Raw genomic sequence first — 13606 nt, forward strand, 5'->3', positions numbered from 1 at the left:
GCGTCGCGGGTGTTCACAGCCGACCTGCCCGGCGTTCCATGGCCAGCAGCCAGACCAGGTAGCCGCCGCCGATCACCCCGGTCACCACACCGACCGGAAGCTGGTGCCCGGTGAAGGCCCGCTGGGCCAGCAGGTCGGCACCGACCAGCAGCGCCGCGCCGACCGCCATCGAGGGCACCAGGTTCGGTCCGGGCGCGCGGGTCAGCCGCTTCGCCACGTGCGGCGCGACCAGCGCCACGAAGGACACCGGCCCGGCGGCGGCCGCCGCGAACGAGACCAGCAGCACCGCGGCGGCGAGCAGCGCCAGGCGCAGCCGGCGCACCGGCACGCCGAGGGCGCTGGCCGTGTCGTCGCCCAGTTCCATCATCCGCAGTGCCGGGGCGCAGCCGATGAGCACCAGCGGCGCCAGCACGGCCAGGACGGCGAGCAGCGGCCCGGCGTTGGCCCAGCCCCGCCCGTCCAGGCTGCCGGTGAGCCAGAGCACGGCGCGGGCGGCGTCCATCAGTGGCGCCCGGGTCAGCAGATAGCCGTTGACGCCGGTGAGGATCGCGGCGACGCCGATGCCGACCAGGATCAGCCGGTAGCCGTGCACCCCGCGCCGCCAGGCGAGCGCGTAGATCAGCAGGCCGGTACCGAGCCCGCCGGCCACCGCCGCGCCGGCCAGTGCCAGGCTGCTGCCGCCGAGAACGACCACCACCAGCGCGCCGGTCGCCGCGCCCTGGGTGAAGCCGAGCACGTCGGGGCTGCCCAGCGGGTTGCGTACCAGTGACTGGAACACGGTGCCGGCCAGCGCCAGCGCCGCGCCGACCAGCAGGGCGGTGACCAGCCGGGGCAGCCGCAACTCGCCGACGATGAACTGCTCGGCCGGGGTGCCGCCGCCGGTCAGCGTGCGCAGCACGTCGGCCGCGCCCATCGGGTAGTCGCCGCTGCCCAGGGCGACCAGGCCCAACCCGGCGGCGAGCAGCGCGGCACCGGAGCCGACGACCAGCGCGCGGGGGCGGAAGCGCAGCGAGAGCCCGCCCGGAGTACGGAGGATGGTCATGGGTGGGCCACCCGTCCGCGGGTGACCAGCCAGAGGAAGAGGGGACCGCCCAGCACTGCGGTGACCATGCCGACCTGGAGTTCACCCGGCCGGCCCAGCACCCGGCCCAACACGTCGGCGCCGAGCAGCAGCACCGGCGCGAGCACCGCGCAGTACGGCAGCAGCCAGCGCAGGTCGGGGCCGGTCAGGGCGCGGACCAGGTGCGGCACCAGCAGCCCGACGAAGACGATCGGCCCGCAGGCGGCGGTCGCCGCGCCGCAGAGCAGGGTGACCGCGACGATCACGGTGGCCCGGATCAGCGCGGGTCGGGCGCCCAGGGCGCGCGCGGCGTCGTCGCCGAGCGCGAGGGCGTTCAGCGGGCGGGCGGCGCCGAGCGCGACCAGCAGGCCGACCAGGATGAACGGCAGCACCCGGGTCACGGTCGTGGAGTCCGCGCTGGCCAGTGAGCCGACCGTCCAGAACCGCAGCCGCTCCAGCGAGGCGGTGTCCAGCAGCATCACAGCGCTCACGTACGAGAAGAGGGTGGCGTTCAGCGCCGCGCCGGCCAGCGCGAGGCGGGCCGGGGTGGCCCCGCGCCCGCCACCCACGGCGTAGACCAGCGCGGTGACCACCGCCGCGCCGAGCAGCGCGAACCAGACGTACCCGCCGATGGCCGTGACGCCCAGGAACGCGGCGGCGGAGGCGACGGCGGCGGAGGCGCCGGCGTTGATGCCGAGCAGACCGGGGTCGGCCAGCGGGTTGCGGGTGAGGGCCTGCATCACCGCGCCGGCGACCCCGAGCGCCGCGCCGGCGATCAGCCCGAGCAGGGTGCGCGGCAGGCGCATCCGGTGCACCACGGCGTACTCGGTGGCGTCGCGGTGCAGCAACCCGGACCAGACGTCGCCGAGTGACATGGACTTCGCGCCGACCGCGATGCTGAGCAGCAGGACCACGCCGAGCAGCGCCACGGCGCCGATCAGGCCTGCGGCGCGGGCCGCGTCGCGACCGCGTCGCACCGGCGGTGGTCCGGGGGGTGGTGCCGCCAGACCGACCGGCACGCGTGGTGCCGGTCTGGTGGCGGAGGGTGTGGCGTCCAGTGTGGGCTCCGGGGTGTGGCGACACGACGTACCGCTGTTGACAACGAACGAGGTTAGGCTAACCTAACCCCGCTGTCCTGGTCGACCCGGCCGTCCCCTGATCGAAAGACAACACCATGCCCGATGCCCTGTCCGCCCGTCGCCTCTCCCGTCGCGGTCTGCTGGCCGCCGGTGGCGCCGCCACGCTGGCCACCCTGCTCGCCGGCTGCGGCAAGGACGACGCCGCGAAGCCCGCCGCCAGCAACGGAAACGGCCCCTGGTCGTTCACCGACGACCGCAACCAGAAGGTCGAGGCGGCCGCTCGTCCGACCCGCGTGGTGGCCTTCACGGGGGTCGCGGCGGCGCTGATCGATTTCGGTCTCGACAAGCAGGTCGTTGGCGTGTTCGGCGAGACCAAGCGCGCCGACGGCACGGCCGAACCGCAGGCCGGCGACCTGAACATCGAGACCGTGGAGATCCTCGGCAACGTGTGGGGCGAGTTCAGCCTGGAGAAGTACGCGGCGCTGCGCCCCGAACTGCTGGTCACGCACATGTACGACCCGGACGCCCTCTGGTACGTGCCGGACGAGAGCAAGGCCAAGATCCTGCCGCTCGCGCCGAGCGTGGCGATCACCACCGCCCGGGTGCCGATGACCAAGCCCATCGAGCGGTACGCCGCGCTGGCCGAGTCGCTCGGCGCGGACCTGTCCGCGAAGAAGGTCACCGACGCGAAGGCCCGCTTCGAGGCCGGTGCCGAGGCGGTCCGCCAGGCCGTCAAGGCCAACCCGGGGATCAAGGTCATGGCCTGCTCCGGCAGCCCCGACCTGTTCTACGTCTCCAACCCCAAGGTGAGCACCGACCTGATGTACTTCGCCGAGCTGGGAGTGGACATCGTGGTCCCCACCAAGCTCGAAGCCGGCGACTACTTCGAGGCGCTGAGCTGGGAGAACGCCGGCAAGTTCCCGGCCGACCTGATCCTGCTGGACAACCGCAGCACCGCCTTGCAGCCCAAGGACCTCACCGCCAAGCCCACCTGGCAGCAGCTGCCGGCGGTCAAGGCCAACCAGGTGACCCCGTGGGACACTGTGCCCCGCTTCTCGTACGCCGGCTCCGCGCCGCTGCTGGAGAACCTCGCCACCGCCATCCGGAACGCGAAGAAGATCAGCTGACGCCGTGACCGCCTGACCGGCGACCCATTCGAAGGCAGCACCGCCCCCGGCGCTCGAGCGCGCCGGGGGAGGGTTCCGGCTGCCCATCGTCGAGAACGTGGAGGACATCCGTGACCCTGCCGACGTACCCCGTCGAGACCACCGCGCCGCCGTCGGCGCCGGCCACCGTGCCGGCCGTCGCGCGGGCACAGCTGCTGCACGGCGACTCGGTCGAGCAGTACCGGCGGACACTCGCCGACGGCGTCGACCGGATCGCCCGCCGGGTGGCCACCGTGGACCGGCCCGGCACCGGGATCAGCCCCGCCGAACTGGCTCCCGTGGTCGACCGCGTCGACCTGGACCGGCCACTGGGCGACGCGGGCGCCGCGCTGGACGAACTGGAGGACGTCTACCTGCGCGACGCCGTCTGGTTCCACCACCCCCGCTACCTTGCCCACCTCAACTGCCCGGTGGCCATCCCGGCGCTGCTCGGCGAGGCGATGCTCACCGCCGTGAACTCCTCCCTGGACACCTGGGACCAGAGCGCCGGGGCCACCCTCATCGAACGGCGTCTGATCGACTGGACCGCCGCGCGGGTCGGCCTCGGCCCCACCGCCGACGGTGTCTTCACCAGCGGGGGAAGCCAGTCCAACCTCCACGCGCTGCTGCTGGCCCGGGAGGAGGCGTGCGCCGCCGCGACCACCCCGGCGGCCCGCGCCGACCTGCTGCCCCGGCTGCGTGTCCTCACCTCCGCCGCCGGTCACTTCAGCGTGCAGAAGTCCGCCAAGCTGCTCGGCCTGGCCCCGGACGCGGTGATCGCGGTGCCCACCGACCCGCAGCGGCGGATCCGCCCGGCCGCCGTCCGCGCCGAGATCGCCCGGTGCCGGCAGGACGGGCTGGTGGTCATGGCGGTCGTCGGCACCGCCGGCACCACCGACTTCGGCTCCATCGACCCGATCGCCGACCTGGCCGACGTCTGCGCGGCAGCCGGCGTGTGGCTGCACGTCGACGCCGCGTACGGCTGCGGTCTGCTGGTCTCGCGGACCCGGCGGCACCTGCTCGACGGCATCGAGCGGGCCGACTCGGTGACCGTCGACTACCACAAGTCGTTCTTCCAGCCGGTCAGCTCCAGCGCGCTGCTGGTGCGCGACCGGCGGGTGCTGCGGCACGCCACCTACCACGCCGACTACCTCAACCCGGCGCGGATGGTGGAGCAGCGGATCCCCAACCAGGTCGACAAGAGCCTGCAGACCACCCGTCGCTTCGACGCGCTGAAGCTCTGGCTGACCCTGCGGGTGATGGGCCCGGACGCGCTCGGCGCGCTCTTCGACGAGGTGGTCGACCGGGCCGCCGACGCCTGGGAGCTGGTCAGCGAGGATCCCCGCTTCGAGGTCGTGGCCCGCTCCGAGCTGAGCACGGTGGTCTTCCGCTACCTGCCCATCGGCCCGGGCCGGGAGCTGGCCGACGCGGCCAACCTGCACGCCCGGGAGGCGCTGGCCGCCACCGGCGCCGCGGTCGTCGCCGGAACCCGGGTGGACGGGCGGCACTTCCTGAAGTTCACCCTGCTGAACCCGGCCACCACTCTCGACGACGTCGGCCACGTGCTCGAACTGATCGCCACCCACGCCGGCCGGTACGTGCACGACCGTACCGCCGCCGACCTGACCTGCCACGTCGGCTGATGCCGGCGAACCCGCGCCTGGAGGGCCGGATGTCCACCCACGACTTCATCGCCATCGGGCTGGGCCCGTACAACCTGGGTCTGGCCTGCCTCACCGCGCCGATCGAGGAGCTGGACGGGGTGTTCCTGGAGGCCCGGCCGAGCCTGGCCTGGCACCCCGGCATGCTGCTGGAGTCGGCCCGGTTGCAGACCCCGTTCATCGCCGACCTGGTCAGCCTCGCCGACCCCACCTCGGCGTACTCCTTCCTCAACTACCTCAAGGAGATCGGCCGGCTCTACCCGTTCTACATCCGGGAGAGCTTCTACCCACTGCGCAGCGAGTACGACGCGTACTGCCGGTGGGCGGCGGCGAAGCTGCCGAACCTGCGCTTCGGCCAGGCGGTCACCACCGTGGAGTACGACCCGGCCGACGAGCGGTACGTGGTGCGGGCGGACACCGGCGCGGGGGAGAGCGTCGAGTACCGCGCCCGGCACCTGGTGCTCGGCACCGGCACCCCGCCGCACCTGCCGCCCGCCGTCGCCGGGCTGCCCCGCGACGCGGTGCACAACTCGCGTTACCTGGAGCACCGGGACGCGCTGCGCACCAAGCGCAGCATCACAGTGGTGGGCAGCGGGCAGTCCGCCGCCGAGATCTACCACGACCTGCTCGGCGACCTCGGCCGGTACGGCTACCAACTGAACTGGGTCACCCGCTCGCCGCGGTTCTTCCCCCTCGAATACACCAGGCTCACCCTCGAGATGACCTCACCGGACTACGTGGACTACTTCCACGTGCTGCCCGAGGCCACCCGCTACCGGCTGGAGTCCGAGCAGAAGGGGCTGTTCAAGGGGATCAACGCCGACCTGATCAACGACATCTTCGACCTGCTCTACGCGCACAGCGTCGATGGGCCGGTGAACACCCGGCTGCTCACCAACACCGAGCTGACCAGCGCCGACCACCACGACGGGGCGTACACGCTGGGGTTGCGCCAGGTGGAACAGGAGCGCGACTTCACCCTGCGGACCGAGGGCCTGGTGCTGGCGACCGGCTACCGCTACCGGGTGCCGGAGTTCCTCACGCCGGTGCGCGACCGGATCCGCTGGGACGCGCACGGCCGCTTCGACGTGGCCCGCAACTACAGCATCGACCACACCGGCCGGGGCATCTTCCTGCAGAACGCGGGCACCCACACGCACAGCATCACCTCACCGGACCTGGGCATGGGGGCGTACCGCAACTCGTGGATCATCCGGGAGCTGCTCGGCCGGGAGCACTATCCGATCGAGAAGAGCATCACCTTCCAGGAGTTCGGCGCGCCCGCCGGGGTGGCGTCGTGACCGTCGTCTTCACCCGCATCGACGACGGGCTCGGTGAGTTCGCGCTGCGTACCCTCGACCCGGACGCCGACGCCGCGCTGCTGCACGCCTGGGTGACCCACCCGAAGGCGGCGTTCTGGCTGATGCAGGACGCCGACCCGTCCGGGGTGGCCGAGGAGTACCGGCGGATCGCCGCCCACCCGCACCACGACGCGTACCTCGGCCTGTGCGACGGGCGTCCCGCCTTCCTGGCCGAACGCTACGACCCGGCGCGCGTCGAGCTGGTCGGCCGGTACGACGCCCAGCCCGGCGACGTGGGCATGCACTTTCTCTGCGCACCCACCGACACCCCGGTGCACGGCTTCACCCGAGCGGTGATCACCACCGTCATGGCCTGGCTCTTCGCCGACCCGGCGACCCGCCGCGTTGTGGTCGAGCCGGACGTGCGCAACACCGCCGTGCACGCGCTGAACGCCGCCGTCGGTTTCGAGGTCGTCGGCGCCATCGCCAAGCCCGAGAAGGAGGCGCTGCTGAGCGTCTGCACCCGGGCCCGCTTCCGCGCCGCGACCGACCGGGCCGCCACCGACCGCGCTGCCGCCACCCGAACCGAAGGAGCCCCGGCGTGACCGCCACCGCCGTCCCCACCCAGTCGTCCCCCGCTGCCGCGTCGGCCGCCGTCGACCCGGTCGGGCATCTCACCCCGCAGCGCTGGGCCCGGGCCAACCGGCTGCTGGTCCGCAAGGCGCTCGCCGAGTTCGCCCACGAACGCCTGATCACCCCGGAGCCCGTCCCGGCCAGCACCGACGACCGGCAGTGGTACGAGGTCCGCAGCGACGACGGCGCGGTCACCTACCGGTTCGCAGCGCGGGTACTCGCCCTGGCGCACTGGCAGATCGACGCGGACAGCATCACCCGGCACCGCGACGTGGTCGCGCTGCCGCCCGACGCGGTCGACCTCATCGTCGAGCTGCGCGACACGCTCGGGCTCTCCGCGCGGGTGCTCCCGGTCTACCTGGAGGAGATCACCTCCACCCTCGCCGGCACCGCGTACAAGCTGGCCCGACCCGCGCCGAGCGCCGCCGAGCTGGCCGGCGCGGACTTCCAGACCATCGAGACGTCGATGACCGAGGGCCACCCCTGCTTCGTGGCCAACAACGGCCGGCTCGGCTTCGGCGTCGACGAGTACCACAGGTACGCCCCGGAGGCCGCCGCGCCGGTCCGGCTGGAGTGGCTGGCCGCGCACCGGGACCACTCGACGTTCAGCAGCGCCGCCGACCTCGACTACGACACGCTGATCGAGAGCGAGCTGGACGCCGACACCCGGACCCGGTTCGCCACCACGATGGCCGACCTCGGGCTGGATCTCGCCGACTACCACCTGATTCCCGCGCACCCGTGGCAGTGGTGGAACAAGCTGGCGGTCACCTTCGCCGGCGAGCTGGCCGAGCGTCGGCTGGTGCACCTCGGCCCCGGGTCCGACCAGCATCTCGCACAGCAGTCCATCCGCACGTTCTTCAACGTCACCGAGCCGGGCCGACACTACGTGAAGACCGCCCTTTCGGTGTTGAACATGGGCTTCATGCGGGGACTGTCGGCCGCGTACATGGCGGCCACCCCGGCCATCAACGACTGGCTGGCCGAGCTGATCGCGGGCGACGAGGTGCTGTCCGGCACCGGGCTGACGATCATCCGGGAGCGGGCCGCGGTGGGCTACCGGCACCGGCAGTACGAGGCGGCCACCGACCGCACCTCCCCGTACCGCAAGATGCTCGCCGCGCTGTGGCGGGAGAGCCCGGTGCCCGGCCTCGCGCCGGGCCGGCGACTGACCACCATGGCCGCGCTGCTGCACGTGGACGACGAGGGCGGCTCGCTGGCGGCGGAGCTGATCGCCCGGTCCGGGCTGGCCCCCGAGGTGTGGCTGCGCCGCTACCTGGACGGCTACCTGACCCCGCTGCTGCACAGCTTCTACGCCCACGATCTGGCCTTCATGCCGCACGGCGAGAACGTCATCCTGGTCCTCGACGAGCGGAACACCGTCGAGCGGGTGATCTTCAAGGACATCGCCGAGGAGATCGCGGTGATGAGCACCGAGGTCGAGCTGCCGCCCGCGGTGGAGCGGATCCGGGTCGAGGTGCCCGACGACACCAAACTGCTGAGCATATTCACCGACGTGGTCGACTGCTTCCTGCGCCACCTCAACGCGGTGCTGGTCGAGGCCGGAGTGCTGGCCGAGGAGACCTTCTGGCGTACGGTCGCGGCGTGCGCCGCCGACTACCTGGACCGGGTGCCGCACCTGGCCGAGAGGGCCCGCCGCTACGACCTGTTCGCCCCGGAGTTCGCGCTGTCCTGCCTCAACCGGCTGCAACTGCGCGACAACCAGCAGATGATCGACCTGGCCGACCCGTCGGCCGCCCTCCAGTTCGTCGGCACGCTGACCAATCCGCTGGCCCGCTACGCGCCGGCCCGGTGACAGCGGGGCGCGCTCCGGCCGGGTCGGCGAGGCGGACATCCGGCCGGAGCGCGACCGCGAGACGCTCGCGTATGCGCCCAACGCTGTGACGCCGTCTGCTTCGGGCTGCTCGCCTGGGCCCTGGTCGGGCTCGGCCGGCTCAGCTCGTCGTGAGGCGGCGGGTGGTGCCGTCGCCGACGGCTCGGAGCTTGTCCGGGTTGGCGACGTTGTGAATGGTGGTGATGCGGCCGTCCGCGTCGATGTCGAAGGTGACGGTGGCGATCACCCGGCCCGCACCGCTGAACACCACGCCCGGCCCGTTGTTGATCTCGACCAGGGCGGCGCGCATGTCGTCGGGCCGGACTCCCTGGTAGGTGACGGTGCCGATGGCCGCGAACCAGGCGGCGACCGTCTCCGCGCCCACGATCGGGCGCAGGGCCTGGCGGACCTTGCCGCCGCCGTCGGTCCACAACGTGACGTCCGGCGACAGCAGCTCCAGCAGGGTGTTGATGTCCCCGCCGCTCGCGGCGGCGAGGAACCGCTCGGTGACCCCGCGCTGCTGCGACCGGTCAGCGGTGAAGCGTGGTCGCCGGGCGTGCACGTGCTCCCGAGCACGGTGCGCGGCCTGGCGCACGGCGGCCTCGGAGCGTTCCACCGCCGCCGCGATCTCGGCATGGCTGAAGTCGAAGACCTCCCTCAGGACGAACACCGCGCGTTCGAGCGGACTGAGCGTTTCCAGCACCACCAGCATCGCCATCGACACCGACTCGGCGTCGGTGACGGCGTCCGCGGTGTCACCATCGGTCAGGACAGGCTCGGGAAGCCACGGCCCCACGTAGGTCTCGCGTTGGTGCTGGCTGGAGCGCAGACGCTGCAACGCCAGATTCGAGACGATGCGTGCCAGGTACGCCTTGGGGTCGGCCACCTGGGCGCGGTCGGCCCCGGACCACCTGATCCACGCGTCCTGGACGGCGTCCTCGGCGTCGGCCGCGGAGCCGAGGATGCGGTAGGCGACCGAGAACAGCAGGTTGCGATGGCGGTGAAAGACTTCCTGGTCGGCGTCCGACTGCGGGCGGGTCACCGCGCGTCCCGGAGGCGGGTGAAGCGACCACCGCGCGGCCAGAACGCGCCGGAGGACGGCAGCTTCACCATGCGGCGGTACGTCGGCCAGGGGGATGCGCTCACAGTCTCCTTGTACCAGACCGCCGCGCGGCCGGTCAGACACACCCGGCGGGGGCTGTCGTCGGGGTGGGTGAACTGCACGACCGCGTCACGCCGTCCGAGGCTCACCGGGGTGTGGTAGTACCCGAACCGGAACGGCCGGGGCCGCCTGCCGTCCAGCGCGCGGGCGATCGACACCGCCGCGTGCACGCCGGTCGGCATTCCGCTCTGGCAGGTGCCGTGCATGACGCCGTAGCCCTGCCGGATCGCGGCCGCGTCGCCGATCGCGTACACGTCCGGGTGCGACACCGACCGCAGTGTGGCGTCGGTGACGACGCGACCGCCGTCGTCGACGGTCAGGCCCGCGGCGGTCGCCAGCGGTGACACCCGCGTACCGCCGGTCCACAGGACGACGTCGGCCGCGATGGGCGTCTCGCCGGCCAGCTCGACCGAATCGGGCAGCACCTTCGTCACCGCCGTACCGCAGCGCACCCGGACACCGAGACGATCGAGCGCCGCCCGCAGATAGGCCCGGGCCCTGGGGTTCAGGGTGGCGCCCGGTTCCCGCCGGCCCACCAGGACGACGTTCAGCTCCGGGTACCGCTCGGCGATCTCCGCGGCCGACTCGACCCCGGTCAGCCCACTGCCGACGACCACCACCGTGCCGTCGGCGAGCGGCGCCAGCCGGTCGGCCAGCGACGCCGCGTCGTCGGCGCTGTCCAAGGTGTACGCGTGTTCCTCGACCCCCGGCACCAGCGCCGTGTCGGCCACGCTGCCCAAGCCGTACACCAGCGTGTCGTAGTGCAGCACCCGGCTGTCGTCGATCCGGACGGTCTTCGCGTGCGCGTCCACCGCGGTGACCCAGCCGCGGACGAACTGCGCGCCCGTGTCGGCCAGGAGCGCCGGGATGTCCATCTCGCGCAGGTGCTGCCCGGTCGCCACCATGTGCAGCCGCAACCGTTCGGTGAACCGCTCCTGCGCGTTCACCAGGGTCACCTGCACGTCGGCGCGCCGCCTGGTGCGGGCGGCGAGCTGGATCGCGGCGGCCATGCCCGCGTATCCCGCGCCCAGGATCAGCACGCGGTGGGTGGTGGCCGTGCCGGCTTGGTGCGATGTGCTCATCGTCTGGCCTCTCTCGTTGGGTGACGACCACGAGATGCGCGTCGCCCGACGATTCGTGACATGGGTTGGTGTGACGCCCGGCACAGCGGATGCCGGGCGCCCGCGCCCACTACCCTCGTCGCCATGAGTCGACCTGCCGGTGCGGTCCGGCTTTCGCTGTGGCGGGACCGCACGTTCGGCACGTACTGGATCGCGCAGTCGCTCTCCGCGGCCGGCGACTCGTTCGCGTACCTCGCGGTGCCGCTGCTGGTGCTCCAGGCGACCGGGTCGGTGGCCCGGATGGGCCTGCTCACCGCCGTCGCGGGCGCGGCGTCGGTCGTCGCCGGCATCTTCGGCGGTGTGCTGGTCGACCGGTACGACCGGCGGACCCTGATGATCGTGACGGACCTCGCCCGCCTCGTGCTCTACGCCCTGGTGCCACTGGCCTGGCTCGCCGGGCCGCAGGTCTGGCTGCTCTTCGTCGTCCTGCCGATCTGCGAGGCGGCCGGGATGGTGTTCCAGGTCGCCGCTGTGACCGCGGTCCGCAACCTGGTCGACCGGGACCGGATCACCGAGGCCAACGGTCGGTTGCAGGCGACGTACGCGGCAGCGGCCGTGCTCGGGCCGTTGCTCGCCGGCGTGGTGTCGGCCCGGTTCGGTCCGGCGGTGGCGATCGCCGTCAACGCGGCGAGCTTCGCGATCTCCACGGTGGGCCTGTGGTTGATCCGGCTGCGACCCGCCCAGCCCGACGACGCCGCCCCGGTGACCCGGCAGCGACCGCTGGTCGAGTTCCTGGCCGGGGCGCGGTTCCTGTGGCGCCAACCCGTGCTCCGCGCGCTGACCGTGCTGCTGTCGGTCTTCATCTTCCTGACCTACGGCTTCACCGACGTGCTGATCTACCACGTCACGCATGACCTGGGCGGCTCCGAGGGCACTGTCGGCACGGTGCTCGGCCTGGCGGCGGTGGGCACCATCGCCGGGGCGCTCCTGGTGGCCCCGCTGCGCCGCCGACGCGGCTTCGGCGTCACCTGGATCGGCGCGCACGCGATCTGCGGTTTCGCCGTGGCGGGCGTCGGCCTCGCGACGACGGTGCCGACGGTCACCGCGCTCACCGCCGTGTACCTGTGCTGCCTGAGCGTGGGCGGGATCTGCTCGATGTCCCTGCGCCAGGAGATCACTCCCGATCATCTGCTCGGCCGGGTCACCTCGGCGTTCTGGAGCACCCACTACGCCCTCGGACCGGCCGGTGCGGTCGCGCTGACCTGGGCCGCCGCCCGGTACGGCGTCGCTGCGGTCGCCGTCGTGGCGGGGGCGGGATGTCTGCTGGTCGCGATCGGTGGCCTGTTCACGCCGATCCGCCGAGCCGGCTCGGAGCCGACACTCCCGCAAGAACTCCAGCCTGCGCCAGCCGGCGGAACCGTTGTTGGTTGAGACCCTGTCGAGTTGATGTCGTCAACGATTCAGTCAGGCGCGGGAGAGCGGTGAGTCGTCCACGACATCAGCTCGAAAGGCTTCGAGCGGCATCCCGGCCGGCCGCCGAGGAGGGCCGAGACCCGGTCAGAACTCCTGGTAGATGACGTGCAGACCGACCCGGCCGAGGGTGGGGTGACGGAACGACGAACTCCCGAATCCGCACCGGAGCAGGCTACGCGCGGTCAGTCCGTGCCGAGCGCGGCGAGTTCCGCATCGAGCAGGGCCGCCAGCTGGGCATGTCGGCCCGGATGGCTGCGCGCGGTCATGCCCCGGCTCGGCATCTCCACCGTCATCAGCAGGTACAGGTGCAACCGGTAGAGACCGAGTCGGCGGCGGGCCGCGGCGTCCAGCACCAAGGGCTCGGGGGCCGCGGCACGGTAGCCGCGCAGCAGCGGATGTTCCGGCTCGTCCTCCACCCGCCGGTAGAGCAGCGGCGAGACCAGATCCAGCAGCGGATCGCCGTGCAGGAACCGTTCGCCGTCCACCAGTCCGCTCAGCCGTAGCCGGCCGTCCGGGCCGGGCGCGGTCAGCACGTTGCCGTCCCAGCAGTCGAAATGCAGCAGCGCGGGGCGACGCACCTCGTCCAGCGCGCCGGCGTGCCGCCCGACCAGCGTGCGCAACCGGTCCGGGGTGACCGGCAGCCGGACGTCCCAGTCGGCGGCGTCGGCGAGGAGCGCGTCGAGCATCGCCGTGAACGCCGCCGACCAGGTCGCCCCGCTGGCCCGCTCGCCCTCGTAGCCGAACCGGTCGCCCGTGACCCGGTGCACAGCGGCGAGGGCAGCGCCGAGGTCGTACCGCGCCGGGCCGTCGTCGATTGTCGCCCCGGCCTCGGCCAACTCGTACAGTGACCGGCCGGGCAGCATTCCGGTGACCAGCCACTCGCCGTACGCCGGGTCGGTGCCGTGGTGCAGCACCGGAGGCACGGGCACCTCCGGGGCCTGCTCGGCGACCAGCCGGAAGTACCGGGCCTCGGCCGCGCAGAGCCCGCGCTCGTAGCGCAGCAGCGGCGTACCTGCCGGCGGGGCCAGCTTCAACACCACCCGGCGGTCGTCGGCGAGCAGGATCCACCAGACCGTGGCGTAGCCGCCGCCGGTCAGCGGGCCGCAGTCACGTACCCGTGTGTGCGGGCCGAACGACGCGCGGACCAGGTACGTCACGTCGTCAGTCGTGAGCGGACGCTGTGTCGGGCTCGCCACG

General features: G+C 72.7%; 11 protein-coding genes. 6 read left to right on the plus strand and 5 right to left on the minus strand.

All coding sequences use genetic code 11. The features are described from left to right. Positions 1–13: 13 nt before the first annotated feature. Both GA0070607_RS26725 and GA0070607_RS26730 read right to left on the minus strand, forming a co-directional pair. Complete coding sequence (locus tag GA0070607_RS26725; RefSeq protein WP_089020657.1) at positions 14–1042, minus strand: FecCD family ABC transporter permease; 1029 nt, start codon at positions 1040–1042, stop codon at positions 14–16. After that, positions 1039–1989: a FecCD family ABC transporter permease gene (locus tag GA0070607_RS26730; protein WP_089022123.1), complete on the minus strand. Its 951-nt coding sequence runs from the start codon at positions 1987–1989 to the stop codon at positions 1039–1041. Before GA0070607_RS26730 ends, GA0070607_RS26725 begins: the two co-directional genes overlap by 4 nt. Positions 1990–2234: 245 nt before the next feature. Between GA0070607_RS26730 and GA0070607_RS26735 the strand changes: the two genes are divergently transcribed. The 5 genes from GA0070607_RS26735 (at position 2235) to GA0070607_RS26755 (ending at position 8695) form a co-directional block, all read left to right on the plus strand. Further along, entirely contained in the window at positions 2235–3266 is a 1032-nt protein-coding gene (locus GA0070607_RS26735) for an ABC transporter substrate-binding protein (RefSeq protein ID WP_089020658.1), read from the plus strand. Positions 3267–3376: 110 nt separating this feature from the next. Further along, on the plus strand, positions 3377–4927 hold the full coding sequence (locus tag GA0070607_RS26740) for a pyridoxal phosphate-dependent decarboxylase family protein (protein ID WP_408630851.1): 1551 nt from the start codon (positions 3377–3379) through the stop codon (positions 4925–4927). Positions 4928–4956: 29 nt separating this feature from the next. Further along, the gene (locus GA0070607_RS26745; protein WP_089022125.1) at positions 4957–6246 is read left to right on the plus strand and encodes a lysine N(6)-hydroxylase/L-ornithine N(5)-oxygenase family protein; all 1290 of its coding nucleotides are present in this window, start codon (positions 4957–4959) and stop codon (positions 6244–6246) included. Beyond that, entirely contained in the window at positions 6243–6851 is a 609-nt protein-coding gene (locus GA0070607_RS26750; RefSeq protein ID WP_089020659.1) for a GNAT family N-acetyltransferase, read from the plus strand. Before GA0070607_RS26745 ends, GA0070607_RS26750 begins: the two co-directional genes overlap by 4 nt. Then, complete coding sequence (locus tag GA0070607_RS26755; protein WP_089020660.1) at positions 6848–8695, plus strand: IucA/IucC family protein; 1848 nt, start codon at positions 6848–6850, stop codon at positions 8693–8695. The genes GA0070607_RS26750 and GA0070607_RS26755 overlap by 4 nt, the downstream gene beginning before the upstream one ends. Positions 8696–8834: 139 nt before the next feature. Here GA0070607_RS26755 and GA0070607_RS26760 read toward each other — a convergent pair whose 3' ends face one another. Next, the gene (locus GA0070607_RS26760; protein ID WP_089020661.1) at positions 8835–9755 is read right to left on the minus strand and encodes an RNA polymerase sigma-70 factor; all 921 of its coding nucleotides are present in this window, start codon (positions 9753–9755) and stop codon (positions 8835–8837) included. After that, positions 9752–10957 carry an NAD(P)/FAD-dependent oxidoreductase gene (locus tag GA0070607_RS26765; protein ID WP_089020662.1) on the minus strand — a complete coding sequence of 402 codons (1206 nt, stop codon included), beginning with the start codon at positions 10955–10957 and terminating at the stop codon, positions 9752–9754. Before GA0070607_RS26765 ends, GA0070607_RS26760 begins: the two co-directional genes overlap by 4 nt. 123 nt (positions 10958–11080) lie before the next feature. Between GA0070607_RS26765 and GA0070607_RS26770 the strand changes: the two genes are divergently transcribed. Next, entirely contained in the window at positions 11081–12367 is a 1287-nt protein-coding gene (locus GA0070607_RS26770; RefSeq protein WP_089020663.1) for an MFS transporter, read from the plus strand. Between the two features lie 224 nt (positions 12368–12591). Here the strand turns inward: GA0070607_RS26770 and GA0070607_RS26775 are convergent, their stop codons facing one another. Further along, entirely contained in the window at positions 12592–13605 is a 1014-nt protein-coding gene (locus GA0070607_RS26775) for a phosphotransferase family protein (protein ID WP_089022126.1), read from the minus strand. Between the last annotated feature and the right edge of the window lies 1 nt (position 13606).

The sequence above is a fragment of the Micromonospora coriariae genome, assembly GCF_900091455.1.
Taxonomy (GTDB): Bacteria; Actinomycetota; Actinomycetes; order Mycobacteriales; family Micromonosporaceae; genus Micromonospora; species Micromonospora coriariae.

Bases quoted from the DNA above. Each gene is read 5' to 3' on its own strand.
- GA0070607_RS26725 (WP_089020657.1), bottom strand. From the start codon at position 1,042: ATGACCATCCTCCGTACTCCGGGCGGGCTCTCGCTGCGCTTCCGCCCC.
- GA0070607_RS26735 (WP_089020658.1), top strand. From the start codon at position 2,235: ATGCCCGATGCCCTGTCCGCCCGTCGCCTCTCCCGTCGCGGTCTGCTG.
- GA0070607_RS26745 (WP_089022125.1), top strand. From the start codon at position 4,957: ATGTCCACCCACGACTTCATCGCCATCGGGCTGGGCCCGTACAACCTG.
- GA0070607_RS26765 (WP_089020662.1), bottom strand. From the start codon at position 10,957: ATGAGCACATCGCACCAAGCCGGCACGGCCACCACCCACCGCGTGCTG.
- GA0070607_RS26770 (WP_089020663.1), top strand. From the start codon at position 11,081: ATGAGTCGACCTGCCGGTGCGGTCCGGCTTTCGCTGTGGCGGGACCGC.